This window comes from Methylomicrobium lacus LW14, from assembly GCF_000527095.1.
GTDB lineage: Bacteria > Pseudomonadota > Gammaproteobacteria > Methylococcales > Methylomonadaceae > Methylomicrobium > Methylomicrobium lacus.
This window is the reverse complement of sequence record NZ_AZUN01000001.1, coordinates 3,931,408-3,956,318: the sequence shown is the minus strand read 5'-3', so window position 1 is coordinate 3,956,318 and position 24,911 is coordinate 3,931,408. Positions and strand designations below refer to the sequence as shown.

At 55.1% G+C, this 24,911-nt stretch carries 21 protein-coding genes; 16 read left to right on the top strand and 5 right to left on the bottom strand.

Translation table 11 applies throughout. The features are described 5' to 3' along the window. Positions 1–84: 84 nt before the first annotated feature. The 3 genes from rapA (at position 85) to METLA_RS0118445 (ending at position 4,971) form a co-directional block, all read left to right on the top strand. Positions 85–2,904: an RNA polymerase-associated protein RapA gene (rapA, locus tag METLA_RS0118455; protein WP_024299960.1), complete on the top strand. Its 2,820-nt coding sequence runs from the start codon at positions 85–87 to the stop codon at positions 2,902–2,904. Positions 2,905–3,027: 123 nt separating this feature from the next. Beyond that, positions 3,028–3,855, top strand: coding sequence for a CvfB family protein (locus tag METLA_RS0118450; RefSeq protein WP_024299959.1), 828 nt, complete (start codon positions 3,028–3,030; stop codon positions 3,853–3,855). 87 nt (positions 3,856–3,942) lie between these two features. Beyond that, a complete protein-coding gene (locus METLA_RS0118445; RefSeq protein ID WP_024299958.1) occupies positions 3,943–4,971 on the top strand; it encodes a glycosyltransferase family 4 protein in 1,029 nt (342 codons plus the stop codon). A 44-nt stretch (positions 4,972–5,015) separates the two neighbouring features. On the opposite strand, the gene METLA_RS0118440 is transcribed toward METLA_RS0118445, so the two are convergent. Then, positions 5,016–6,596 carry a peptide chain release factor 3 gene (locus METLA_RS0118440; protein WP_024299957.1) on the bottom strand — a complete coding sequence of 527 codons (1,581 nt, stop codon included), beginning with the start codon at positions 6,594–6,596 and terminating at the stop codon, positions 5,016–5,018. 192 nt (positions 6,597–6,788) lie between these two features. Between METLA_RS0118440 and METLA_RS0118430 the strand changes: the two genes are divergently transcribed. From METLA_RS0118430 to METLA_RS0118415, 4 genes are all read left to right on the top strand, one after another. Next, on the top strand, positions 6,789–7,058 hold the full coding sequence (locus tag METLA_RS0118430) for a DUF2442 domain-containing protein (RefSeq protein WP_024299956.1): 270 nt from the start codon (positions 6,789–6,791) through the stop codon (positions 7,056–7,058). A gap of 31 nt (positions 7,059–7,089) precedes the next feature. Next, a complete protein-coding gene (locus METLA_RS0118425) occupies positions 7,090–7,314 on the top strand; it encodes a hypothetical protein (RefSeq protein ID WP_024299955.1) in 225 nt (74 codons plus the stop codon). A 16-nt stretch (positions 7,315–7,330) separates the two neighbouring features. Then, a complete protein-coding gene (locus METLA_RS23865; RefSeq protein WP_342665881.1) occupies positions 7,331–7,495 on the top strand; it encodes a PIN domain-containing protein in 165 nt (54 codons plus the stop codon). A gap of 381 nt (positions 7,496–7,876) precedes the next feature. Beyond that, positions 7,877–8,266 (top strand): glycine zipper family protein, encoded by a 390-nt coding sequence (locus METLA_RS0118415; RefSeq protein WP_024299954.1) that lies wholly within the window; start codon positions 7,877–7,879, stop codon positions 8,264–8,266. A 476-nt stretch (positions 8,267–8,742) separates the two neighbouring features. On the opposite strand, the gene parT is transcribed toward METLA_RS0118415, so the two are convergent. Then, complete coding sequence (gene parT / locus METLA_RS23305; protein ID WP_198408480.1) at positions 8,743–9,630, bottom strand: type II RES/Xre toxin-antitoxin system toxin; 888 nt, start codon at positions 9,628–9,630, stop codon at positions 8,743–8,745. Between the two features lie 267 nt (positions 9,631–9,897). Then, complete coding sequence (locus tag METLA_RS0118405; protein WP_024299952.1) at positions 9,898–10,833, bottom strand: extracellular catalytic domain type 1 short-chain-length polyhydroxyalkanoate depolymerase; 936 nt, start codon at positions 10,831–10,833, stop codon at positions 9,898–9,900. A gap of 523 nt (positions 10,834–11,356) precedes the next feature. Here METLA_RS0118405 and METLA_RS23785 point away from each other — a divergent pair. Then, positions 11,357–13,336: a LamG-like jellyroll fold domain-containing protein gene (locus METLA_RS23785; protein WP_024299951.1), complete on the top strand. Its 1,980-nt coding sequence runs from the start codon at positions 11,357–11,359 to the stop codon at positions 13,334–13,336. Between the two features lie 153 nt (positions 13,337–13,489). Here the strand turns inward: METLA_RS23785 and trhP are convergent, their stop codons facing one another. Then, the gene (gene trhP / locus METLA_RS0118395; protein ID WP_024299950.1) at positions 13,490–14,830 is read right to left on the bottom strand and encodes a prephenate-dependent tRNA uridine(34) hydroxylase TrhP; all 1,341 of its coding nucleotides are present in this window, start codon (positions 14,828–14,830) and stop codon (positions 13,490–13,492) included. Positions 14,831–15,030: 200 nt separating this feature from the next. Here trhP and METLA_RS0118390 point away from each other — a divergent pair, with 200 nt between their 5' ends. The 3 genes from METLA_RS0118390 (at position 15,031) to METLA_RS0118380 (ending at position 18,234) form a co-directional block, all read left to right on the top strand. Then, positions 15,031–15,507 (top strand): putative lipoprotein, encoded by a 477-nt coding sequence (locus METLA_RS0118390; RefSeq protein ID WP_024299949.1) that lies wholly within the window; start codon positions 15,031–15,033, stop codon positions 15,505–15,507. A gap of 33 nt (positions 15,508–15,540) precedes the next feature. Continuing rightward, positions 15,541–17,508 (top strand): hypothetical protein, encoded by a 1,968-nt coding sequence (locus tag METLA_RS0118385; protein ID WP_024299948.1) that lies wholly within the window; start codon positions 15,541–15,543, stop codon positions 17,506–17,508. Between the two features lie 219 nt (positions 17,509–17,727). Continuing rightward, on the top strand, positions 17,728–18,234 hold the full coding sequence (locus METLA_RS0118380) for a DUF1993 domain-containing protein (protein WP_024299947.1): 507 nt from the start codon (positions 17,728–17,730) through the stop codon (positions 18,232–18,234). 289 nt (positions 18,235–18,523) lie between these two features. Here the strand turns inward: METLA_RS0118380 and METLA_RS0118375 are convergent, their stop codons facing one another. Further along, positions 18,524–19,603, bottom strand: coding sequence for a tryptophan 2,3-dioxygenase family protein (locus tag METLA_RS0118375; RefSeq protein WP_024299946.1), 1,080 nt, complete (start codon positions 19,601–19,603; stop codon positions 18,524–18,526). Between the two features lie 202 nt (positions 19,604–19,805). On the opposite strand from METLA_RS0118375, the gene hppD reads away from it, so the two are divergent. From hppD to METLA_RS0118350, 5 genes are read left to right on the top strand one after another with little or no spacing between them, the layout of a single operon-like run. Next, positions 19,806–20,861: a 4-hydroxyphenylpyruvate dioxygenase gene (gene hppD / locus METLA_RS0118370; protein ID WP_024299945.1), complete on the top strand. Its 1,056-nt coding sequence runs from the start codon at positions 19,806–19,808 to the stop codon at positions 20,859–20,861. Next, positions 20,861–21,976, top strand: a complete 1,116-nt coding sequence (locus METLA_RS0118365) for a homogentisate 1,2-dioxygenase (RefSeq protein ID WP_024299944.1) — start codon at positions 20,861–20,863, stop codon at positions 21,974–21,976. Before hppD ends, METLA_RS0118365 begins: the two co-directional genes overlap by 1 nt. After that, entirely contained in the window at positions 21,973–22,953 is a 981-nt protein-coding gene (locus tag METLA_RS0118360) for a fumarylacetoacetate hydrolase family protein (protein WP_024299943.1), read from the top strand. Before METLA_RS0118365 ends, METLA_RS0118360 begins: the two co-directional genes overlap by 4 nt. Continuing rightward, complete coding sequence (gene maiA / locus METLA_RS0118355; protein WP_220096014.1) at positions 22,944–23,591, top strand: maleylacetoacetate isomerase; 648 nt, start codon at positions 22,944–22,946, stop codon at positions 23,589–23,591. The genes METLA_RS0118360 and maiA overlap by 10 nt, the downstream gene beginning before the upstream one ends. Continuing rightward, positions 23,578–24,873 (top strand): aminotransferase class V-fold PLP-dependent enzyme, encoded by a 1,296-nt coding sequence (locus METLA_RS0118350; protein ID WP_245598823.1) that lies wholly within the window; start codon positions 23,578–23,580, stop codon positions 24,871–24,873. Before maiA ends, METLA_RS0118350 begins: the two co-directional genes overlap by 14 nt. The last annotated feature ends 38 nt before the right edge of the window (positions 24,874–24,911 follow it).

Sequence of the window (24,911 nt, the reverse complement as noted above, 5' to 3'; positions counted from 1 at the left end):
TAGCCGTAACTTTTATCTACAACGCTTATACAACGCTTATAATAGTCACCCTCTTCTATAGCAAAAATATGAGCGAATCGATAAATGGAAAATTTCATTCCGGGACAACGCTGGATCAGCAACACCGAATCGGAATTGGGACTGGGGCTGATTCTCGAAGCCGCCTACAACCGGGTCACCGTACTGTTCCTCGCAACCGGCGAAAAAAGAATTTATGCGAGCGACAACTCGCCGCTGACGCGCGTTAAATTTTCAGTCGGCGACACAATCGAAGCCATCGACGGCTCCAAGATCACCGTTCATAATCTGACCGAAAACAATGGCCTGATCACTTACATCGGCAAAAACAATATTGGCCAGGAAGTTCGCCTGGAGGAAATGGAACTGAACCATCATATTCAGTTCAACAAGCCCCAGGACCGCCTGTTTACCGGCCAGTTCGATCCGCCCGCCTGGTTTTCGCTGCGCTACGAGACCTGGCGCCGGCTGCGCGAGCATCACCAGTCGCCGGTCAAGGGCCTGATGGGCGGCCGCACCAGCCTGATCGCGCATCAAATCTATATCGCGCACGAATGCGCGAACCGGCTCGCGCCGCGCATCATGCTCGCAGACGAGGTCGGCCTCGGCAAAACGATCGAAGCCGGGATGATCCTGCATCACCGGCTGATCAACGGGTTGTCGAGCCGGATATTGATCATCGTGCCGGAGACGCTGCTGCATCAGTGGCTGGTCGAAATGCTGCGCCGTTTCAATCTGCGTTTCAGCATCATCGACGAGGAACGCTGCCGGAACGTCAACCTGGAAAACGAACTCTCCGACGATGAAGCAGACGAAGAGCCCGGCGAAAACGAAGACGTGTTCGTAAACGAACAACTGGTCTTATGCAGCCAGTCTTTCTTCAGCCGCTACCCGAACCGCCAGCGCCAGGCGCTCGAAGCCGGCTGGGACATGGTGATCGTCGACGAGGCGCACCATCTGGAATGGAGCGAAGACCATCCGAGCCCCGAATATCTGTTCATCGAACAGCTCGGCCTGCAAACCCCAAGCCTGATTTTGTTGACCGCGACGCCCGAGCAATTGGGCAAGCTGAGCCATTTCGCCCGCCTGCGCCTCCTGGACCCCGACCGTTTCTACAGCTACAGCCGTTACCTCGAAGACGAACACCTGTTCGAGCCGGTCGCGAAGGCGGCGCAGGCGCTGCTCGCCGAGCAGACCCTGACCGAAGAATCCACAGCCGCCTTGCGGGCGCTGGTCCAGGATGACAATGTCGAAGGCCTGTTGAAAAACCTGAGCCATCCGGAAAAATCCGCGCACGCCCGCGCGCAATTGATCAACGTCTTGCTCGACCATCACGGCACCGGCCGTATCCTGTTCCGCAACTCCCGGCATACGGTGCAGGGTTTTCCGGACCGCGAACGCTACGGCTATGCGCTGGAAGGCCGGGAAAACCTCGGCGATCTCGAACAGGATCCGCGTTTCGCCTGGCTGGTCGATACGCTCAAACAGTTCGCCGGCGACAAGGCGCTGTTGATCTGCAAGGAGGCGCAAACCGCAATCGCTCTGGAAGAAACGCTCAGAAACCGCACCGGCATCGCCGCGGCGGTGTTTCATGAAGGCATGACGATCATCGAACGCGACCGCGCGGCCGCCTATTTCGCCGATCAGGAAAGCTCCGCGCGCCTGCTGATCTGCTCCGAAATCGGCAGCGAAGGCCGCAACTTCCAGTTCGTGCATCAGCTGATCCTCTGGGATCTGCCCGCCAACCCGGATCTGCTGCAACAACGGATCGGACGTCTCGACCGGATCGGCCAGAAACACATCATCCGCATCCACGTGCCGTATTTGCGCGGCAGCGAACAGGAACTGCTGTTCCGCTGGTATGACGAAGGCCTGAACGTGTTCCGCCACAATAACTCGGCCGCGCAACACGTCGCCGACGAGCTCGCCGGCGAGTTGAGTTCGCTGCTGACGGCGCGGGACTTCGCCCCGCTCGACGCCTTCATTGCGCTTACCCGCGAGCGCAGCGCCGCGATCGAAATCGAACTGCACCAAGGCCGCGACCAGTTGCTCGAATTGAACTCCTGCCGCAAGGAAGTCGCCGATCAATACATCGACGCCTTGCAGCGCTACGAACGGCAAAGCCATCTGTGGCAATACATGGAGGACGTGTTCGAAAGCTACGGCGTCGATACCGAATTCCATTCGCTCGACTGTTTCATCATCAAACCGAGCGAGCATTTGCGCATCTCGCATTTTCCGAACCTGTCCGAAGACGGCATGACGGTCACGATCGATCGCTCGATAGCGCTCGCCCGCGAGGACTTCCAGTTCCTGACGATGGAGCATCCGATGGTGTTGGGCGCTATGGACCTGGTGATTTCGAGCGAGACCGGCAATGCCTCGATCAACGTGGTCAAGCATCCAAGCCTGAAGGCCGGCCAATTCCTGCTCGAATGCCTGTTCGTGGTCGAATGCAGCGCGCCGCCCGAGTTGCAGCTCGGACGCTTCCTGCCGCATACCCCGGTGCGCGTGCTGATCGATCAAAACAAGCAGGACCAGACCGATACGGTAGACCATGACGACCTGATCGATGCCGGCGTCAATTTCGACAAGAGCAAGATCGTCACGTTTATCAACAACCAGCGCAGTCACCTGAATCAAATGCTCGACGCTGCCGAACAACGCGCCAAGACCGACATGCAGACGCTCGTTCAGGACGCGACCCGCGCAATGCTCGAATCGCTGGCCGAGGAAATCAAACGCATGATGCGCCTGCAAAAAGTCAATCCGTCGATCAAGCCCGAAGAAATCGAACACCTGAAGGAAATGACGATGCTCGCGCATGACAACATCGAATCGGCCGAGCTGAAACTGGATGCGGTGCGGTTTATCATCACCAATTAAAACTAAGGATTAGGTCAAAATAATTTCCTTGCAGTCACCACAGACCTGCCAGGTTTTTTATAAACCTGATAGGTCGTTTACCAAACGAGCATTACAAAACTTCCGGCACAACCTTATTCCCCCATGATCAACATCGGCAAAACCAATCAACTCAAAGTCGTCAAAGTGCAAGGCCCGAGCATTTACCTCGGCCTACCCGGATCACCGATGGTGCTCTTGACCGGCAAAATACCGCCCAAGTCCTACCAGATGGGCGACAGCGTGACCGCCTTCGTCTATATCGACGGCGAAGGCCATCTCGCGGCGACCCTGCAAACGCCTCTGGCCGAAGTCGGCGACATCGCCTGGCTGAAAGTCGCCGCTGTCAACTATTACGGAGCGTTTCTGGACTGGGGCGTACCGAAGGATTTGCTGGTGCCGTTCAACGAACAAACCGCCGAAATGCAGGCCGCCCGGTCTTATCTGGTCAAGCTGATCGAAGATGCCAAAGGCCGCATCGTCGCGACTGCCAAGCTCGACCGTTTTCTGTCCGACGAAGGCCCCGACTTCAAAACCGGCCAGCAGGTCAGTCTGATGATTGCGGAGCATACCGAACTGGGCGCCAAAGCCATCGTCGACAACACCCACTGGGGCATGCTGTATCAGAACGAAATCCTCCAGCCGCTGCGCAAAGGCCAGAAAATCACCGGCTATATCAAAAAAGTCCGCGACGATCACAAGCTCGACCTGACCCTGCATGAACCCGGTTACGGCAAGATCGAACCCTTGGCCGACAAGATTCTGGCCGAACTCGACAAAAGCGGCGGCGTGCTGGCGCTGGGCGACAAAAGCCCTCCCGAAGCGATTTATGCGGCCTTCGGCGTCAGCAAAAAAGCCTTCAAACAGGCGATCGGCGCGCTTTATAAAAAACAGTTGATCGTGATCGAGGACCATTCGATCCGGCGGATTTAGCCGCCTTGCCGGCGAGGCGTTTACTGTAACAAAGCCGTGTTAGGCTGGGGGACTCTACCGAACGCTGACTCAAGCAGGAGAGCCCCCTTGAAAATCGCCTTGATCACCGACGCCTGGCATCCGCAAATCAACGGCGTCGTCACGACCCTGACCCACACGACGGAGATTCTGCACCGGCTCGGCCATACGGTCGAGCTGTGCGCCCCGGACCGTTTCTATACCTGGCCCCGCCCCGGCCACCCGAGCGTCGGCCGGGCGTTGTTGCGCGGCCCGCGCCTCCTCCCTACCCTGCAAGCCTTCAAACCGGACGCGATCCATCTGGCCTCGGAAGGCTGTGTCGGTTTCGCCGCCAGACGCTACTGCCACGAGCGGGGCTATCACTACACGACCTCGTTTCACACCCGTTTTCCCGAATATTTCAAGATGCGCATCGGCCTGCCGCTGTGGATCAGCTACGGCTACATGCGCTGGTTTCACAGCGAAAGCACGCGCGTGATGGTCACCACCGAATCGATGCGGCAGGCATTGTCCGCCAAGGGTTTTGACAGGATGGTGATCTGGTCGCGCGGGGTCGATACCGACTTGTACCGGGCGCGCGACAAAGGCTTCCTGGCCGGCGAGCGCCCGATTTTCGCCTATGTCGGCCGCGTGGTGATCGAGAAAAATGTCGAGGATTTTTTGAGACTGAATCTGCCCGGCACAAAGTATGTGATCGGCGACGGCCCGATGCGCGCGGAACTGGAGCAGAAATATCCCAAAGCGCGCTTCGTCGGCTTTCAGACCGACGAAGCATTGGCCCGCTATATGGCCGCGGCGGATGTGATGGTGTTTCCCAGCCATACCGATACGTTCGGCCTGGTGATACTCGAAGCGCTCGCCTCCGGCGTGCCGGTCGCGGCGTTTCCTGCACCCGGCCCGATAGACATCATCGGCAACGCGCCGGTCGGCGTGCTCAGCACCGATCTGCAACAGGCCGCGCTGGATGCGTTAAAACTGAATCCCGCCGATTGCCGCCGGCATGCGCTGAATTACTCCTGGGAGCAAAGCGCCCGCCAATTCGCCAGCCATTTGACGCCGATGGTTCGCATGAACGGCGAGACGCGTTTTGTATCCTAAAAGATGTAGCCTCGAGGCAGCGTAGCGGAATCGAGGCATGTAAATTACAACTCCCGGGTCGCGCTAAACTTGATATCCGGCCAACGCTCCTGGGTCAACTGTAAATTCACCCGGCTGGTCGCCAGATAAACCAAAAACCCGCCGCCGTCCTCGGCCAGATTCTCGAATGCCTTGTTCTTAAACTCTTCCAGCTTGGCCGGCTTGTCCGACGACACCCAGCGCACGGTCGACACGCTCACCGCATCGTAGACGCATTCGACGTTGTATTCGTTTTTCAGCCGGTGCGCGGTCACGTCGAACTGCAACACGCCGACCGCGCCGAGAATCAGGTCGTTGTTTTTGAGCGGCCTGAACAACTGCGTCGCGCCTTCCTCGGTCAACTGCACCAGGCCCTTTTGCAAGGCCTTGGCTCTTAACGGGTCTTTCAACACGACCCGGCGGAACAATTCCGGCGCAAAATACGGAATGCCGCCGAATTTGAGCGTTTCGCCCTGAGTAAAGGTATCGCCGACCTGAATCGTGCCGTGGTTGTGCAGGCCGATGATGTCGCCCGGATAGGCCTCCTCGACCGCCTTGCGAGTGTCCGCCTGAAAGGTGATCGCGTTGGCAACCTGAATGGCCTTGCCGATCCGCACATGATGGATCTTCATGCCCTTGTCGAACTTGCCCGAACAAATCCGCATGAAGGCGACGCGGTCGCGGTGCGCAGGGTCCATGTTCGCCTGAATCTTGAACACGAAGCCGGTGAATTTTTCCTCTTCGGGATCCACGACGCGCTGCTCGGCTTGGCGCGGCAACGGCGGCGGCGCGAATTCGGCGAATGCGTCGAGCAATTCGAGAATACCGAAATTGTTGATCGCGGAGCCGAAAAACACCGGTGTTTGCTCTCCGGCCAGATACGCCTCCAGGCTGAACTCATGGCTCGCGCCCTTGACCAGCTCGATCTCGATGCGCAGTTCCTCGGCCTGATCGCCAAGCAACTCGTCCAGCTTCGGACTATCCAGCCCCTTGATCACTTCGGCTTCCGCGATCCGGCCGCCGTGCTGCGGGCTGAACAGATGAATCTCATCCTTATAAAGATGATAAACGCCCTTGAAGCGCTTGCCCATGCCGATTGGCCAGGTCATCGGCGCGCATTGAATCTTCAACACATGCTCGACCTCGTCCAACAGTTCGATCGGCTCGCGCCCTTCCCGGTCCAGCTTGTTGATGAAGGTCAGGATCGGCGTCGTGCGCAGGCGGCAGACTTCCATCAGATTGATCGTCCGCTCCTCGACGCCCTTCGCCGAGTCGATCACCATCAGCGCCGAATCGACCGCGGTCAAGGTGCGGTAGGTATCCTCGGAAAAGTCCTCGTGGCCCGGCGTATCGAGCAGGTTGATGATCGCGTTCTTGTGCTCGAACTGCATCACCGAGGTCGTGACCGAAATCCCTCGCTCCTTCTCCATCTCCATCCAGTCGGACGTCGCATGCCGCGCCGCCTTCCGCCCCTTCACCGATCCTGCCAACTGAATCGCGCCGCCGAACAAGAGCAGCTTTTCGGTGATCGTGGTCTTACCGGCGTCAGGATGCGAAATGATCGCAAAGGTGCGGCGGCGTTTAAGTTCTGAAAGGACTTCGGACATACTCTATGAGTGAGTGCAAAACCGCGTATTGTAACGCATTTTTGCAAGAATCGCATGATCCTGATGCGACCAGCAAACTCGATCCTGGTTTTTTATATTACAATCTGACCTTACCGTTACTGAAAAATAATGGGGTATAAAATGCCCGTCATTTCCTACTTTTGCGGCTATAGCGCATAGCAGGAGCCGACAATGATTAAAATCATTCGAGCAGAGCACATCCGCCAAAAAATTTTGCGCCTGTATTTTTCCGATAGCTCATGGGGAGATTACGACCTGCAACCTTTGATCGATCGACAGACCGAATTGACGCATTCCTTAAATGACGATTCGTATTTTCAACAATTTTTTTTGGCGTTAGGCGCATTATGCTGGCGCAACGGCTTGGAATTAAGCCCCGGCAGCATTCATCAAAAGCTGAAAGGACGTCAACAATTGCATGATGAAACGAAAGTAGCCTAACCTTTTTATTATTTCTAATAAGAGAGCCTCCATGTTGCAAGACCAAATCATTGCTGAAATTAAACTCATTCCCGATGAAAAGCTGGCCGAGATTTACGATGTGATCCACTACTATAGGCTCGGCTTGACACAGGATAAGCAAACACCAATCAAGCAGCGTCCTATCGGCCTAGCCAAGGGACAAGTGCAAATTCCCGCCGGTTTTTTTGAGCCGCTGCCGGACGAAATACTGGATGCGTTTGAAGGAATAAAATGAAAATCCTGCTGGATACTTGCTGAGCCTTGATGAAAAAGCCGTATTTCAGTTAAGCCGTTTGCCTAATCACCATCGCGACCCTTTTGACAAGATGCTGATTTGCCAGGCAATCGCGCACGATTTAACCATTTTGACATCGGATAACATGATTATTCAGTATCCTGTAGCCATGTTTTGGTAATCTGAAATTTGGCGCTTTCCTAATTCAGAAAAGGATTGGTAATAACCAATTGGCCTTTGATGTTCTGGCCGGATTGCATGTCTTCCGATTACAGAATCGCACAGCCAGCCTCCAGCGCTGAACTGACAATCATGCTGTCGTATAATGAAAAACCAAAGAGGGTAGGGTACGCACCGCGCACCTTACCCTATCTGCATCAATATGCTTCCGCCATCGGCCAAAAAGCAGGCAATTGATAAGCTCGCTTCAATATTCGACATAGGACTTAAAAGTGGCTATTTTAATGCCGCTCATACAAAACAGCGCCTTGTTAACCTTTAGTTATTTCTAAATTTATAATATTATATTAAGGATTAAAGATATCCCATTTTGGAGAAAAACTTGAAAAGAAATAATTTACCGACAATCTTGGCGCTTTCTGTATTAGCCACTGGATGTGCCTCTATGAGTGGCTGGCATCCGATTGTTGATCCTCGTATGGACCCTCATCCAGAAACCGTTCAGCGCGACATGGTAGAGTGTAAGGTGCTGGCAAAACAAGCCTCGGATATCACAAAAGAAGTCGCTATGGGGGCAGGTGTTGGCGCTGTTACGGGTGCAGCGGGTGGCGCAGCTATTGGCGCGATAGCGGGCAGTGCTGCAACAGGTGCCGCGGGTGGTGCTATTTTGGCCATTCCCGCTGGATTGTGGAAAGGTTATGAAGCCAACGAGGACTTTAAACGAGCATTCAAAACCTGTATGCGTCAGCGTGACCATAAACTGGTCAACTAAAGCCAGGTAGATTGAGTTAATAGCTTTATCGGCAATTGCTCCTGTATTGCTCCACCTCCTGCATCTATGCAGTCGTCGTTAACCCAACATTCAAGGCGTCAAATATTGGGTTGCGAAAAATGCAACCCAACGCGACTCGTTCGCTCCCTGCTCTTTCACCGTTGTAGGGTACGCATTTATGCCCTTCAGGGTATACCGCGTACCGCTTCCAGTCGAGTTCCCATACGGCCCCGGCTGCTTTACCTATTGCGCCGTACCGCGCGGCTGGATTGAGGTACGAAACCCAGCACTTCCGAAGCAAATAAGCTGGGTTTACGCGAAGCTCCAACCCAGCCTACATTTTTTCTTCTGCCTTTAAGGATTTTTGATGCACCAAAACGTTAGGATTGGGGCTGCACTCCGTAAGATGGATTCGTCGATAGGCAATTCGCCATAGCCTTAAAGCGTGTTGGCGTTTTGCTATCGCGAAAACCGCCCTACCCTTTGCCTAAAAGCCGTTTGTCCCAATCAATCTTTTCGGGAGGAGAAACGATTAACTTTTTGGCGTCCGGATGATTGGGATTGACCAAGGCATTTGCATCCAAGCGGGCGATTACGGAAGGAACGATCAAAATGGCTGTTCTTGCTTCTTGTAGCCATTGATCGCCGAAAGTTCTGGCGTACGGGCTGTTTTCGCGATCCCACCCGGGAGCCAGCGAATCCGCGTTCTGCGTTTCAATCGAGATACCGCCCGGCACTTCGGCGACCACGTAAGCGTGGGTAACCGGTATACGGCCGATATTGGCATGGGCCAATATTTCGAGCATCGCGCAGGAATAGCTCAACGAGCCATAGATGAGCGGCCGGCCTGGGCTGTTCCTGCGGCCGCCGACCAAAGCCGCGCCGGTGCCGTCCCAGATCGGGAAGCGGCTGTCGCTGATTCGGAAAATCCGCATCAGGCCGCAATGCCGTAAAACAACTTCCAGAGCAGTTCCTCGACGCGGCGCGCGCCGATTTCGGTCAACGACACTTTCGAGGGGCGATTGATTTTCCAGCATCGGATGGGGCGTGTGCAGAAACGTCCTCGCAGCATCGTCGGAGTGCCAGACATATTGCGCCGTCGCATAAACCCTGGCCAGACGTTCGGCACGTCCCGATTCTTCCGCGGTCAATTTGGTACGGCGGCGCTTGTAGGTCGCCTCGGGTACGATTTGATATGACAGCCGCTTTTTTTCTTCGAGGGTCGAACAAATACGTTCGACGCTGGCCTTCAATGCTTTCTTGGGCAGGCCTTCGGCAACCAGATGATCAAGCTCGGAAAACGAATGCGGAACAACGTCCAGATCCATTACGGAGGCAATGTTTTCAGGAGTAACGAGTAACATGATGAAAGCTCGCGAGTATCATTTTTCCCCACACTCATGGATCAAGCGATACTTTCTGTCACGCGAAAAATGGGGGGTACAAGTTCCATACCTTTGAATGGACATACACGAACAACGAAAAATCCTCCCCTTCATCGCTGCTTCGTTGGCCCGCTTGGAATGACCCGTCAACGTCCGCAGCCCTATCCCATTACTTGATGACGATACGCACATTGACCCTGGACGCGCACCCGGACAAGCCGGGCACGGCCCCCCGGCGATAAGCACCTAAGGAATGGGGTGCTCCTCGAAAAACTCCCAGCTCAAGCCGGTAGCGTTGGGTCCTTTAGGATCCACTAACGGGTCGCAGTCGCAGCCGCCCGGATAGGTGTGCTCGGCGCCATCGATCAGGTATCGCTCGATGAGGGTGTTCCCTGCCAAATCCTCATAGATCTGGTGGACGTAGTTGCGCCCGTTGGGAACCTGGCCATACTCGGTGGCGTCCGCGATGTCGTCGATTCCGTCAATGGTTGCCCATTGACCGACGATCCGGTCGACCGTCGGCGGCGGCACGACGGTGTCGGCGGTGCCCTGCCAGAGGATGGTCGGCACGGCGCGCGCCCGGACGTTCATCTCGATCAGAGCGGCCTCTCCCGACTCTTCCGGGGTCTTCACTGTGGAAGGGTCGCAAAGGTATTCGCAGCCGGCGATGATGCTGGAGGCGGCGTATACATCCGGGTAGGTAACGGTCATGGCATTGGCCATGACGCCGCCGGCCGATGTGCCGGTGACATAGATGCGGTTGGGGTCTACTGTGTAGTGGCTGCGGACATAGTCGGTAATACCGGCGATGATGGCGGGCTCGCCCTTGCCGCGATGCTGATTTTTCGACAGGCTCCAGTTCCAGCAGAGATTGAGGTTTGCAAGGATGCTCTGGGCCGGGTAGACGACAATGAATCCTTGTTGCTCGGCCAGTTTGCTCCAACCGGTCCGCTTCTCGTAATGGTGGCTGCCCCGAGAGCAACCATGCAGCGCCACGACCAAGGGCATCGGAATCCCCTGCTGGTACGAGGAGGGAACATGACCGTGGAAACTCCTGATGCCCTGGCTGCTGGCATACAGGCTGGCGAAGGTGGTGCCTACGGCGGCGTGTGCCGGGCTAAGGATAGCAAGGGCAGTCATATAAAGGGCTAACGCCGCGAGGAAACGCATGGTGAATTTCATCGAAACTCCATTCGATATGGTTGTCTGAAAATGACGCAATCATCAACTCAACATAAAAGTAAGTCAAATGATCTATTAGAATATCTTAAGCTGCGCTAGAGATACCCAGTAGGTTGCAATCTTTAATACGCTTTAGCCGGATGGATCATGTTGCCCAGTCCGCGCTTTTTTGACGCTTGAGATACCAAAACTTTAAGGCGAGGATGAAATCCAGACCCTCATCGTCGTGGCAACATGCGTTTTTCGCTTCGATTTCCGCAAGGCTGGTGGCGCCGTAGTAATGGCGGATTTCACCGCAGCATTGCGGCTGATGGTTTTTCGAATAACCGGTAATAGCACACTAAATTTGAACAGCGCTTAATATATCGCACCCCTCAAATCCTTACCATGCTGAATCAGTTGCAATGCGAAAGTCAAGACCATTCCGCACCAAATTTGTGAGCCATATCACAATATTTATAAAAGCCCCAACTAAACTTTAGCTCCGATTCTTATCTTTTAAGAGAGGACTAAGCTGACTTCTATGAACAATTTTCTGACTATGACTTTTTCGCGCGAGCACTGCCCGCGCTTTTTTTTGCCCGTGCTTGCCCTGTTTTTATTCAGCGGCAATTTATGCGCCGGCACAGTAAACCTTGTCTGGGATCCGAGCACGTCATCCAATGTGGGGGGATATAAAGTCTCTTACGGCACCAGCCCCGGCAATTACACGGCAACCGTTGATGTGGGCAACCAGACCAGTTACGCGGTTTCGGGGCTAACGGAAGGCTCCACATTCTATTTTGCGGCGAAGGCCTACGATACGACCAAGGCCACCGAAAGCGCTTATTCCAATGAAGTCAATTTGACCGTCCCTACCACGACGACGGCATTAACGGCTGACTTTACAGCCAGTAAAACCAGCGGAGATTATCCTCTGGTGGTCAGCTTCACACCGGTTACGACCGGGACGGTCACCGGCTACACTTGGGACTTCGGCGATGCCTCGATACCCTCTGCGACCAGCCAGTATCCCACGGTGACCTATACGAGTCCGGGAACGTATAGCGTCAGCCTGACCGTCACCGGCCCCGGCGGCAGCGCGACCAAAACCCAGCCGAACGCCATTACCGTGACGACGCCGCCACCTGTAGCCAATTTTTCAGCAACCCCGACCTCCGGTGTAGCGCCGGTCGCGGTCAATTTCACCGATACCTCGACAGGCAGCATTAGCAGCAGATCTTGGAATTTTGGCGATGGCACGACCAGTACGGAAGTCAATCCGAGCCACACCTACAGCGTGTCGGGCTCCTACACGGTCAGTTTAACGGTCACAGGACCGAGCGGCAGCGGCAGCGACACCAAAACAAACAACAACTTCATCAGTGTCTCCTCTTCATCGATCACCACGAATCAGCTAACAAGCAATAGCAATGGCCTAGTGGCGGCCTACGGTTTCGAGGAAGCCAGCGGCACGATGATTGCCGATGCCTCGGGTAACGGCAATAACGGCACGATTAACGAAGCAGTCAGAATTACCGCCGGTAAATATGGAAATGCATTGAAGTTTGATGGCGTCAATGACTGGGTCACTGTCAATGACAGCGCCTCGCTGGATCTTTCAGCCGGCATGACGCTCGAAGCCTGGGTATACCCGCAGTCACTGGCCGGTTGGAATAATGTCATCTTGAAGGAAGTATCAGGAGGCTTGAGTTATGGTCTCTATGCCAATTCGGATGCCGACGGAGCGAGTGCTTATATCAATAATGGTAGTGACCGCGGTGTCGCCGAACCAGCACAGTTGGCATTGAATCAATGGACGCACCTGGTAGGAACCTATGATGGGCAAGTTCAGCGGCTTTATATCAATGGCATCGAAGTCGCCAAGACTGCCCAGAACGGCCTGATTCAACAATCCAGCGGCGTATTGCACATCGGCGGCAATAGTGTTTGGGGTGAATATTTCCAAGGCTATATCGATGAGGTGCGGATCTACAATCGGGCTTTGACAGCATCCGAAGTCAACTCCAACTTAGCAACCGCCATTAGTGTTTCAAATCCTCCGCAGTTTGTCATGGGCGACAAAAACCTGGAGCCTTGGATCGATTACAGAGCTCAGGGCACTGCCGAAGCGTTCCAGACGACGCCCGCAAAGTCCAGCGTATTGACCACAGTGGAAATTTATCTGGACGCCAGCTCAACCGCAACGGAGCTGGTTGCCGGTATCTATAAGGACAATAACGGTCACCCTGGGACTCGCGTGGCTACAGGCAAGATAAGCAAACTTAAGGCGGGAGCGTGGAACTCAATCCCGATTCCCCCAGTTTCTGTAACCGCGGGCCAACCTTATTGGATTGCGATACTGGGAACGAAAGGGAAAATGGCTTTCCTGGACCAAGTGGGATCGTCAACCGGCTTGATGGAAACCAGCGCATCCAAAACGCTGACGAGCTTACCGAGCACATGGAAGGGTTCTACAACTAAAGCCAAGGCGGCAATGACCACCTATGGAGGTGGATATTAAACATCGGATCATAAATCCCTAATTGGGTATGCCGACGGAACGGGTGAAGCATCAGGCGAAACCCTGTATCCGTCGGCACCTTTAGCTGTTTGTCACCAACCCAATGTAGCGCGGATGGGTGAGGCACGAAACCCTGCTCCCGAAGCAAACTTTTTAGAAATACCGCGCCACTAAACCGTATCCCGCATTCGCCGCCGGAAGCGGTATTTTCACTTCATAGCCGGCACCCGGCGCTTCCTGCATTTCCTGCCCGTGCATGTCCTGCATTCGTTCGACGACGATGTCGCGGTTGCCTTCGGGCAAAACCAGCTCGATGCGGTCGCCGACCGCAAACTTGTTTTTCACCTCGATTTCCGCAAGCCCGGTCGCGCTGTCGTACTTTCTGATTTCGCCGCAGAATTGCTGCTGACGGCTAAGCGAATAGCCGGTGATGTAGTTCTGATAGTCCTGGGTGTGATGGCGCTGGTAGAAACCGTCGGTATAGCCGCGGTTGGCAAGGTTTTCCAATACGCCGAGCAGTTCCGGGCGGAACGGGCGGCCAGCCACTGCATCATCGATCGCCTGGCGGTAGGTCTGCGCGGTGCGCGCGACATAGTAGTGCGACTTGGTGCGGCCTTCGATTTTCAGGCTGTCGACGCCGATCTCGACCAGGCGCTGCACATGCTCGATCGCGCGCAGGTCTTTCGAGTTCATGATGTAGGTGCCGTGCTCGTCTTCCAACACCGGCATCAACTCGCCCGGGCGGTTTTCTTCCTGCAGGAAATAGACGTTATCGGCCAGCGGATGGCGTTCGGCGCCGCCGCAACTGGCGGTGCTGAGGTCGTTCATCGTCAAGGCCCCGCCGTTCAATACATAATCGCCCTCGGCGTTTTCATGCGCCGGCAGCGTATCGTATTTCCAGCGGCAGGAGTTCGAGCAGGTGCCCTGATTCGGATCGCGGTGGTTGAAATAGCCGGACAGCAGGCAGCGCCCGGAATAGGCGATGCACAGCGCGCCGTGCACGAACACTTCCAGCTCCATATCCGGGCATTGCTGACGGATTTCGGCGATTTCGTCCAGCGACAGTTCGCGCGACAAGATGATGCGTTCGACGCCGACGCTTTGCCAGAATTTGACGGTCGCGTAATTGACCGTATTGGCCTGCACCGACAGATGCACCGGCATGTCCGGCCAGGTTTCGCGCGCCAGCATGATCAGGCCGGGGTCGGCCATGATCAGCGCATCCGGCTGCATCGCGACGATCGGCTCCAGGTCCTTGATGAAGGTCTTGACCTTGGCATTGTGCGGGATCACATTCGTCGCCAGGAAAAATTTCTTGCCAAGCCGGTGCGCTTCGGCGATGCCGATGCCGAGATTTTCGGCTAGGAAATCGTTGTTGCGCACCCTGAGACTGTAGCGCGGCTGCCCGGCGTACACTGCGTCGGCGCCGAATGCGAACGCATAGCGCATGTTTTTCAGGGTGCCGGCGGGAGAGAGAAGTTCGATTTTTTTCATGGGGTTAAAACTGGATTTGGCAATCGGCTATTTTAACTGATTACCGGACTATGAGTCCGGTAATTGTAGGGAATTACCGCTAACGCGGCCTCAACACGGCTTGTTTTTATCACCGATAAAGGGTCTAATTTACCGAAAATACCCGGCAATATTGGGTATGTTTTTCCACTAAATCACCTTAACTTTAGCGGCAGATCATCATGCATTCTATTCCAGTACGCTTTCATCACAGCCGTATCCAGGCCGCATTTCTGGCACTTCCGCTGATCGTGGCCGGCTGTTCGTTCTCGGATAGCTCGAAGAGCATTTCCAATAGCGTCGAGAGCGTTTCCGACAGCGTGGGGAGTATCTCCGATTCATCAGGTTCGAGCGAGTCTTCAACGTCGAATAAAGAAAAGAAATACCAGAATGAAGTGTCAGACTACACGATGGCTTATGTGAAATCCTCCGCTGCGGAGGCTGATTACACGAGTTATCTGAAAGGCTTGAGCGATATTGCCGCCAAGATCGGCATCGTTAATTGGGACCAGGAACCCAAAACCTACCTGGCGATCGGCAAAGGCTTGAAAAAAGCCGGGGTTGAAGGTGTCGCCTACGAAACCTATAAGCAGAATTTTGCAGGCTCCGATGCAGAGAAGATGCAAAATATTCAAAAAGGTTACGAGTCGGAAAAATAATTCCCTCGCAGACTCTGGCCGGCTCCCCGGATCATGATACGCTCGAAGTGGCAGTCGCTCGGCATACCTGCGGTGATGGCGGCCTTGGTTTTGCTGTCGCCCTCCCTAGAAGCGGCGACCTTCAATTACCTGTACATCGAAGCCAGCGAAGGGAATTCGAGCGGAGGGCATGCTGCGATTCAATTCGATGACGACATCTATCATTATCAGCATGTGGATTCCGGCCTGATTCGGCTGTTCCGGCAGGAAAAAGCCGACTTTCATTTTTTATACCGGTATTTGCAGAATCGCCCGCTGCATCAAAGCCGCATCGAGGTCAGCGAAGACACCCTCGATCTGCTGAAAGATCAATTCAAATGGCAGTTCTTGACGCAGGAAAGGCAGTTCAAACGGCTCGACGATCTGCATCGGGACAGGCTCTTTATCCGGCACTTGCTGCATCGATTGACGGCCGAGCCTGCTTGGTTTGATGCCGATGCGGCCTCGGTTTTGCGCTTAAAAGGCGTCGGGCTGTTTTATCCGGAGCCGGGCCGGCAGCCTCAATACACGGACAACGAATTGGCCGGGCAGCAGTCGCTCGGCATTCAAAACTTGTGTCAAAAAATCGAGCAGCGCTATGGGACGGGCTTTTTGCAAAGCCGGCGCGCACAGATCGAAGCGCAAATCAAAGCCTTGGCGCCAAGCCGTTGGCCTGCGCTCGATACGAATTCATCCGCTGAAAAATTCCCGGCCTCCCTCTATTCCTTCAGCGAAAGCTACGCGGACTCCGTGACTTCCTTATTTGCACTCGAAGCCCTGCTCGATGCGCGTCCCTTGCAATCCGATGCGCTGGTGCTGACGCATCAACCCGCCTTCAAGATTTCCGAAGCGGAAAGACGAAGTTTGCGGCTGTTACGGGACGATCTGGAAACCGGGCTGATTAAAGCGATCGCTTCCAGCCGGCCGGACTGGGGCTATGCGGTTTTAGTCAATCTGGCCCGGTATCTCGCGCTTGAGGCCTCGTTGCAGTCGGGCTACTGGGCTTTTATTGACGATTTTGCCGACAACAGCGAATGGCTCAGGCCGGATCAATACCTTGAACATCAGTCCCAGTTACGGATTCTGATTAATGACGCCAGGACCGCTTGGGATCGAATCCGCCAGTCGGCCGCGTTCCGTCAACGCTTGAGCGAAGCCGAATACAGCCGAATCGAAATGGCGGCCAATCGTTATAGCGAACTGCTCAAGAGCGAGCAGCGCCGTGATTTCCGCTATCGAGGCCAGCAAGCCCTGCCCGCCAAGAGCATCGGTTTTCCGGCGGGGCCGCGGCCGTATCTGACAAAGGAGCAATTGACGACCGCGCTGTCCGCACTGGATCAGCTTGAACACAGCCTGTTTGAAACGTTGGGGCAAAGCTATCGCTATGATCTGATCACCCGCAATTGCGTCACCGAATTGTTCAAAACCATCGATCAGGCGATGTCAGCTCCCTTTCGAACAGGAGATAAACCTGCGAATCCGGAAGCTTTGACGATCAAGGAATCCGAAAAACGCCTGGGGGGATATGTTCCGATACCTTATCACTTCATCCCTTTCGTCTCCTACCAAGCGGTTCAGCATCGTTACCGCGTGTTAGAGAGCCGCGACCTGGATTCTTACCGGGGCCTCGAACTGGCAAAGCTCAGAGCTCGACAAAACGAGCTGATCACCGCGATCAGGGAATCGAACATCGTGAGCAGCCGCTTATACCAATACAATCCTGACGATGCCTTATTCGTGTTTTTTACCGACGACAGCGTGCTGCTCAGGCCCCTGTTCGGTGCGGTCAATACCGCCGCCGGGATCGGCCAAAGCGTTTATGGGCTTTTCAGCTGGCCCCTGGATGCGGGAAAAAATTTGCGCTCAGGCGCAACCGGCATCTTAATGAGCCTGCCCGAATTATTTTTTTTCAATATGCGCAAGGGCAGTTACAAATATTTGTCCTTCAAGCAATTGACCGATGCGGGCTTGCCGAACGATTGACATCATCGCAAGGGCGGATAGGGAACAAACGGCGCAGCTCATCAATCTCAGGACTGCTGACACGCATCAATACGCTTCGCTTTTATGACTAAAAAACATCGAAGGCGAGGGCGAACGCGGGTTAGGCCGGTTTCGACCGATGCGATTGACTTTTGTGAACCGGAAACTAACACCTGTTATAGTTACAACTCTTCCCAACGCATTTACCGGAGATTCATCATGTCACTTTCGATGTACCAAGCCTCTGTCCCAGTCTTCGTCCGTATGCTGGATAATTTATCGAGAATACTCGAACTGGCTATTCAGTACGCCGACGAGAAAAAAATCGATCCGGCCGTTTTGATCAATGCGCGCTTAGCGCCCGACATGTACCCTCTCTCCCGGCAAGTGCAAATAGCCACCGATATGGCGAAAGGCTGCGCCGCGCGTCTGGCCGGCCTGGAAGTCCCCATTTATGACGATAACGAATCCACCTTTCCGGAGTTGCTGGCGCGCATCGCCAAAACGATCGCGTTTGTTCAAAGCGTCAGCCCCGCAAAAATCGACGGCAGCGAAGAGAGACAGGTCACGCTCAAATTGCGCAACCAGGAAGTCAGCTTTTTAGGCCAGCCCTATCTCGTGCATTTCGTGCTGCCCAATTTTTATTTCCACATTACGACCGCTTATGCGATTTTGCGGCATAACGGCCTGGCGATCGGCAAAAAAGATTTCATCGGCGGCCTTTAAATCAGGGCCATTACCGTAAAAATGGATTCTAATGTGGGTGGATAAGCGTAACGCGTCCACCTTACATTTTCTGTTGTCCCTTCCTGCCCCGGTTATTTTGTTGCGCATGACGCCGAAGACTGGGCCTGCATCGCACTCAAATACCTCACGATACGCTCGATGATCTGCCGGCGCTCTGTTGCCGGCAGCATTCGCCCCAAGGGCGGCATGGTCGTACCGGGCTTCAGGCTGAATTCCGGCCCGCTTTTGCCATTATTTTACCCGCGTAGCCGACTTATGCAGAGTATCCTTAGTGTCGATCCTGTTGAAACCCCAGGTCGCGCAGCAAAGAATCCGGCAACGCAGGCAACAGCGAGCGGGGAATCAGGAAGGTGGATAAATTGAACAAGTCGGCGAAGATACGTTTACCGCTGACGGTCGCCTTCAGATAATCATGGCCGCTCGAGCCGCCGGTGCCGATCTTGCTGCCCAGCATCCTTTGCGCCATCAAGGCATGGCTGCTGCGCCAATGGGTCAAGTGTTCGTCGATGTCCATCAGACGGCTTAATACCCGGAAGGGCAGTTGCAGCAACGGCTCGTCCCGGTAAAGCTGGATGAAAAGAGCCGCCAGTGTGGCTTTATGGCTCAATTGAAAGCGTCCCTGTTGCCGGTATTGTTCGTAAAGCCGTTGCTCGAACAGGCAGTCAAAGCTTTGACGGGTCGCTGCATGTTCGGCAATTTGCTGTTGTTTTTCCTTGTCGCTCAATACCGGGTTGTTTTGAATGATGTCGGCGTCGCTGGCGAGCATTTTATCGACCGCAAGGCGATAGCTGGCCCAGAAACTAAAGCCCCCGCATTCCAAAAACGGCGTTCGGGCCAGCCAGGCATCCACCCATTCAAACAGCGATGTCTGCTTGGCGATCCGTTCCAGATAGGCGCAATCCTCCGGGTTGAAACGTCCGAAACTGACGTTACTGAAATGATGCGACAGGCCCAGACGCAATTCGATTTCGCGAAACTGCTTGCTTTGAAATCCCGAGGCCGGAATCAAGAAATTACGAAAATCCAGAAAGTCCAATGGCGTCATTGTTTCGATGATGCCGATTTGCTGATTGATCACCGCCTGGATGCGAATGATCCGGTCGAGACGCACCGAGATGATGTGCAGCCTTTTCTCATCCAAAGGTGTTTGGGAAAATAGCTCCAGCACCGAAAGCAGTTCGTGAAGGATTTGTTTGAACCACAATTCATAAGTCTGATGGGTGATGATAAATAGCATTTCATCATGCGCTTCCTTGCCGTATTTGCCGCTTTCGGGGTCTTGCGCATTCAGCAGCGTGTCCAATTGCAGGTAATCGCTGTAATAAAGCGGCTTGGAATGCTGGCTCATGGCTTGATCCTCTCTGATTCGGAATGGAAGGGGTGGCTTTTTCCGTTAGCTATCAAAATACTGCATAACTTTCATTTTAACAATCGATCGTCGGATTGCCGGTAAAATTGCGCCGAGAAGACAGGTCAATCCTGTTGCGGCCGTGAAACTTAATCCTGTGGAATCGGGTCACATCGTTTATAAATGAGACGGAGGACATGCAATGGTTACTGCATCGAATCCGGCCGGAACCGATGGTTTCGAATTCGTCGAATATACCGCGCCGGATACCCGTAAGTTAGAACAACTATTCAAGCAACTGGGTTTTGCCGCCGTTGCCAGGCACCGCTCCAAGGATGTGGTGCTTTACCGGCAAGGCCAGATCAATTTTGTGATCAACCATGAACCGGGCAGTTTCGCGCAAGCCTTTGCGAAAGTGCACGGTCCTTCGATTTGCGCGTTTGCGATCCGGGTAAAAAATGCCGCCGAATGTTTTGAGCGCGTCGTCAGATTAGGCGCCCAGCCTTACCATGGCGATATCGGCCCGATGGAATTGAACATTCCGGCCATCCGCGGCATCGGCCGCAGCCTGATCTATCTGGTCGATCGCTACGGCGAAGAGCATTCGATTTATGATGTCGATTTCAACCCGCTGCCGGGCGCCGATTTAAATCCTCGGGGCGCGGGGCTGACCGCGATCGATCATCTGACCCATAATGTTTACCACGGCGGCATGGACAAGTGGGCGGATTTTTATCAGCGTCTATTTAAATTTAAAGAAATCCGTTATTTCGATATCCACGGTAAAGTCACCGGTTTGAAATCCCGCGCGATGACCAGCCCCTGCGGCAAAATCCGTATTCCGATCAATGAACCGAGCGATACTAAATCGCAAATTCAGGAATATCTGGACGCCTACCATGGCGAGGGCATTCAGCATATCGCGCTGGCGACCGACGACATCTACGCCGCGGTCGAAAATCTGCGTAGCAACGGCATTCGCTTCATGGACGTGCCCGATACCTACTATGAAGCGGTCGATGCCAGGGTGCCCGGCCATCAGGAGTCCTTGGCGCGCTTGCGGCAGGACAGGATATTGATTGACGGCGCCTCTGCGCGCGGCACCGGTTTGCTGCTGCAAATCTTCACCAATACCGTGATCGGCCCGATCTTTTTCGAAATCATTCAGCGCAAAGGCAATGAAGGCTTCGGCGAAGGTAACTTTCAGGCGCTCTTTGAGGCGATCGAGCGCGATCAGATCCAAAGAGGAGTCATCTAATGCCGTGGATTCAGCTACCCAGAGTCGAAGGCAACGCATCGCGACAGGCGCATGCCGATCTTCCGGCCGGCACCTTTGAGCGGGAGCTGGGCAAGGAGGGCTTTTATGGCCCTTCCACACAGATGCATCACCGCCACCCGCCCACCGCTTGGACGACGATCGGAGGGCCGCTGCGGCCTCACGCCTTCGACACGCAAAAACTGGAACCGCAGGAAACCTGCCCGTGGCAAGCTGCCTTGCTGTTCAGCAATGCGCATACCCAAATCCGCTTTCTGAAGCTCGAACACGACATGGATCATCTGGTGCGCAATGCCGACGGCGATGAATTGATCTTCGTGCATCGGGGCGAGGGTGAGTTGTACTGCGATTACGGCCATTTAGGTTTTGGCGAGGGCGATTATCTGATGCTGCCGCGCGGCACGATGTGGCGCCTCGAAATCAAGGAAGCGGTCAGCGCCCTGCTGATCGAGGCAACTCATGACAGCTACAAGTTGCCGGACAAGGGACTGGTCGGCAATCAGGCGATCTTCGATCCTGCGGTGCTGGAGGCGCCGAAGATCGATGAAGCCTTCATCGCCCAGCAAAACGAGACGGAATGGCGCGTGGTCGTTAAAAGAAGCAACCGGCTGAGCACCCTCACCTATCCGTTCAATCCGCTCGATGCGGTCGGCTGGCACGGCACGTTGATGCCGGTTCGCCTGAACTGGCGCGATATTCGGCCGTTGATGAGCCACCGCTACCATGTGCCGCCTTCGGCTCACACCACCTTCGTCTCGAACCGTTTTGTGGTCTGCACGTTCGTGCCACGGCCGTTCGAGACCGATCCGAACGCGTTGAACGTGCCTTTCTTTCACAGCAATGACGATTACGATGAACTGATTTTCTACCATGCCGGCCAGTTTTTTTCCCGCGATCACATCTATCCGGGGATGATGACCCTGCATCCCTCCGGCATTCCGCACGGCCCGCATCCGAAGGCGCTGCAGAATGCCGAGAAAAAGCGCGGCACGATGACCGACGAGGTCGCAGTAATGATCGATACGAGGGATGCGCTGGAGGTCTCCGAACAGGCCGAAGCGATCGAGTGGCCCGGCTACGTGGATTCCTGGAAATGAAGCTCGCGACGCTCAAATCGGACAGCCGTGACGGCAGCCTCGCCGTCGTGAATCGCGAACTGACCCGGGCCCAAACGGTTCCGGACATCGCCCCGACCTTACAGGACGCCATGGATGACTGGGCCGGGGTTGAGCCGCGGCTGCAACAGGTTTATCAGGCGCTTAACGCCGGTGACTGCGAATCGATTCCGTTCGATGCCAGCCAGGCGGCGGCGCCGTTTCCGAGAGCCTATCAATGGCTGGACGGCAGCGCCTACCTGAGTCATGTCGAACGGGTCCGCAAGGCGCGCGGCGCCGATTTGCCAAAGAGTCTGCTCGACGATCCGCTGATGTATCAGGGCGCCTCTGACGTGATGCTCGGCCCCTGCGATCCGGTCGAAGCCGCCAGCGCGGACTGGGGTATCGATTTCGAGGCCGAAGTCGGCGTGATCACCGATGATGTCGAATACGGGATATCGATCGATAAGGCCGCTTCCCACATCAAGCTGGTTCTGCTGATCAACGATGTTTCGTTGCGCCATCTTATTCCGGGCGAACTGGCCAAGGGCTTCGGATTTCTGCACGGCAAACCGGCCAGCGCCTTTTCGCCGGTCGCGGTGACCCCCGACGAACTCGGCGCGGCCTGGCAGGATTCCAGACTCCATTTGCCGCTAACGGTGCATTGGAACGGGCGCTTATTCGGCGAGGCGAATGCCGGCACCGACATGCAATTCAATTTTGCTCGGCTGATCGCGCATGCGGCCAAGTCGCGCAAGCTGACGGCCGGCACGATCATCGGCGCCGGTACGGTGAGCAATTACGACTCAACAGCCGGCTATGCCTGCATCGCCGAAAAAAGGCTCGTCGAAATCCTCGAAACCGGCGCGGCCGTGACCGAGTTCATGCGTTTCGGCGACCGCGTCCGGATCGAGATGCTGAATCAGGAGGGACAATCGATCTTCGGTGCGATCGAACAGGAGGTCAGGCCGTGTCGTTGATCCTGTATAGCTATTTCAGAAGCTCCGCCGCGTACCGGGTGCGCATCGCATTGAACCTGAAAAATATCGACTATCAAATCCGCTCGATTCATCTGCTCAAAAACGGCGGCGAACAATTTAACGCCGATTACCTGGCGCTGAATCCGCAGGGACGGGTACCTGTTCTGGTCGTGCAAGATCAGGTTCTGACTCAGTCGTCGGCGATCATCGAGTATCTTGAAGAGATCTACCCGGTCCCGCCGCTCTTGCCTACCGATCCGATTGCACGCGCCTATGTCCGCTCTTTGGCGCAAATGATCGCCTGTGATATCCATCCGCTGAATAATTTGCGGGTGCTGAACTATCTAAAGAACACATTTAATCATGATCAAAAACAAGTCTGGTACATTCACTGGATACTGGAAGGATTTGCCGCGCTGGAAATGCGGCTGCAAAAAAGTGATTATCCGGGGCTGTTTTGTTTTGGCGATGTCCCAAGCATGGCCGATGCTTTTCTGATACCCCAGGTCTACAATGCTTTGCGTTTTGATTGCGAAATGGAAAGCTTTCCGTTGATCAGCGCTATTTATCACAACTGCATGCAGGAAACGGCCTTTCAGAACGCCGCACCGGAAAATCAGCCGGATGCGGAACCCTAAGTGCGACGGCGCCAATATCGTCCGCTTGTCGGCTACCCAGACCTTCGGCATGAATTTAATGCACACAAAAACCGATTCGCTTGAGCAACACGTGCTGGCGCTCGGTTCGGATGAACTGGATGAAGAGCGTATTAGCCGGCATCTGCGCCCCCTGTTTTCCCGCTCGCTGCACCACTCCCGCGAGGTGATCTATCTGGCGAATCACTCCCTCGGCCGGGCGCTGGATCAGACCGAAAACGACGTGATCGAAGGACTAGGGCATTGGTATGCGGACCGCGAAAATGCCTGGACGATGTGGCTGGAGGAAATGGCCGCCTTCCGCGGGCGGGTAGCGACGCTGATCGGCGCGCCGCGCGCCGATTGCGTGGTGCCGAGAGCCAGCGCGGGCCAAGGCCTGCGAACACTACTGAATTGCTACGCCAGCCCGATCCGGGTCATCACCAGCGCCGACGAATTCAATTCGATCGACCACATCCTGAAGACCTATGCCCGCCGCGGCCGCATTCATTTGACGCGTATCGCCCCAAAAGACGGCCGCCTGTATCGGCTTGAAGACTTTCTCGATGCGGTCCGGGACGAAAGCGATCTGGTCGTGCTCTCGCAGGTCATGTTCACCACCGGACAGCAACTATCCTTTTTGCCTTCCCTGATCGATGCGGCCCATCAGCAAGGCGCCAAGGTGCTGCTCGATCTGTACCATGCGGCCGGCGCCGTGCCGGTCGACGTCGCCGCTCTGGACATCGATTTTGCCCTCGGCGGGAGCTATAAATATTTACGCGGCGGCCCGGGCGCCGGCTGGCTTTATCTGCACCCGCGCCATCTGGACGGCACGCTGGAAACGCTGGATAGCGGCTGGTTCGCAGAGTCTGAACCCTTCGCTTTCGCAAGACCGCAAGCGCCCGAATTGGCGGCCGGCGGCAATCGCTTCCTGGAGTCCACGCCCGCCGTCCTGCCCTTTTATCAGGCCCGGGCGGGACTGCTGCTGACGCTTTCGCTCGGTGTCGAACGTCTGCGCCGCTACTCGTTGAAACAACAGCTTTTCCTTGAGGAATCACTGCGGCGATCTGGCATTCCCTGCCTTGGCCGGGCCGAAGAACGCGGCGCCTTTATCGCAATCCCGCATCGACACGCCCAGGTCGTCGCGGAAACACTCGAGCAAGCCGGTGTTATCTGCGATGCCCGCGAAGGACTGCTGCGCTTTTGTCCGGATATGCTGAATACCCGGGAAGAATTGACGATTGCGGCCGATAAACTGGCTGAAATTTGGACGCGCTTGCCATAGCACCTGCATGAACTAACCGAAACCATTTCCGTTCTAAC

What these genes read in the sequence shown, in the direction of transcription:
- rapA (WP_024299960.1), top strand. Translation starts at nt 85, where the DNA reads ATGGAAAATTTCATTCCGGGACAACGCTGGATCAGCAACACCGAATCG.
- METLA_RS0118450 (WP_024299959.1), top strand. Translation starts at nt 3,028, where the DNA reads ATGATCAACATCGGCAAAACCAATCAACTCAAAGTCGTCAAAGTGCAA.
- METLA_RS0118440 (WP_024299957.1), bottom strand. Translation starts at nt 6,596, where the DNA reads ATGTCCGAAGTCCTTTCAGAACTTAAACGCCGCCGCACCTTTGCGATC.
- METLA_RS0118430 (WP_024299956.1), top strand. Translation starts at nt 6,789, where the DNA reads ATGATTAAAATCATTCGAGCAGAGCACATCCGCCAAAAAATTTTGCGC.
- METLA_RS0118425 (WP_024299955.1), top strand. Translation starts at nt 7,090, where the DNA reads ATGTTGCAAGACCAAATCATTGCTGAAATTAAACTCATTCCCGATGAA.
- parT (WP_198408480.1), bottom strand. Translation starts at nt 9,630, where the DNA reads ATGTTACTCGTTACTCCTGAAAACATTGCCTCCGTAATGGATCTGGAC.
- METLA_RS0118405 (WP_024299952.1), bottom strand. Translation starts at nt 10,833, where the DNA reads ATGAAATTCACCATGCGTTTCCTCGCGGCGTTAGCCCTTTATATGACT.
- METLA_RS23785 (WP_024299951.1), top strand. Translation starts at nt 11,357, where the DNA reads ATGAACAATTTTCTGACTATGACTTTTTCGCGCGAGCACTGCCCGCGC.
- trhP (WP_024299950.1), bottom strand. Translation starts at nt 14,830, where the DNA reads ATGAAAAAAATCGAACTTCTCTCTCCCGCCGGCACCCTGAAAAACATG.
- METLA_RS0118390 (WP_024299949.1), top strand. Translation starts at nt 15,031, where the DNA reads ATGCATTCTATTCCAGTACGCTTTCATCACAGCCGTATCCAGGCCGCA.
- METLA_RS0118385 (WP_024299948.1), top strand. Translation starts at nt 15,541, where the DNA reads ATGATACGCTCGAAGTGGCAGTCGCTCGGCATACCTGCGGTGATGGCG.
- METLA_RS0118380 (WP_024299947.1), top strand. Translation starts at nt 17,728, where the DNA reads ATGTCACTTTCGATGTACCAAGCCTCTGTCCCAGTCTTCGTCCGTATG.
- METLA_RS0118375 (WP_024299946.1), bottom strand. Translation starts at nt 19,603, where the DNA reads ATGAGCCAGCATTCCAAGCCGCTTTATTACAGCGATTACCTGCAATTG.
- hppD (WP_024299945.1), top strand. Translation starts at nt 19,806, where the DNA reads ATGGTTACTGCATCGAATCCGGCCGGAACCGATGGTTTCGAATTCGTC.
- METLA_RS0118365 (WP_024299944.1), top strand. Translation starts at nt 20,861, where the DNA reads ATGCCGTGGATTCAGCTACCCAGAGTCGAAGGCAACGCATCGCGACAG.
- METLA_RS0118360 (WP_024299943.1), top strand. Translation starts at nt 21,973, where the DNA reads ATGAAGCTCGCGACGCTCAAATCGGACAGCCGTGACGGCAGCCTCGCC.
- METLA_RS0118350 (WP_245598823.1), top strand. Translation starts at nt 23,578, where the DNA reads ATGCGGAACCCTAAGTGCGACGGCGCCAATATCGTCCGCTTGTCGGCT.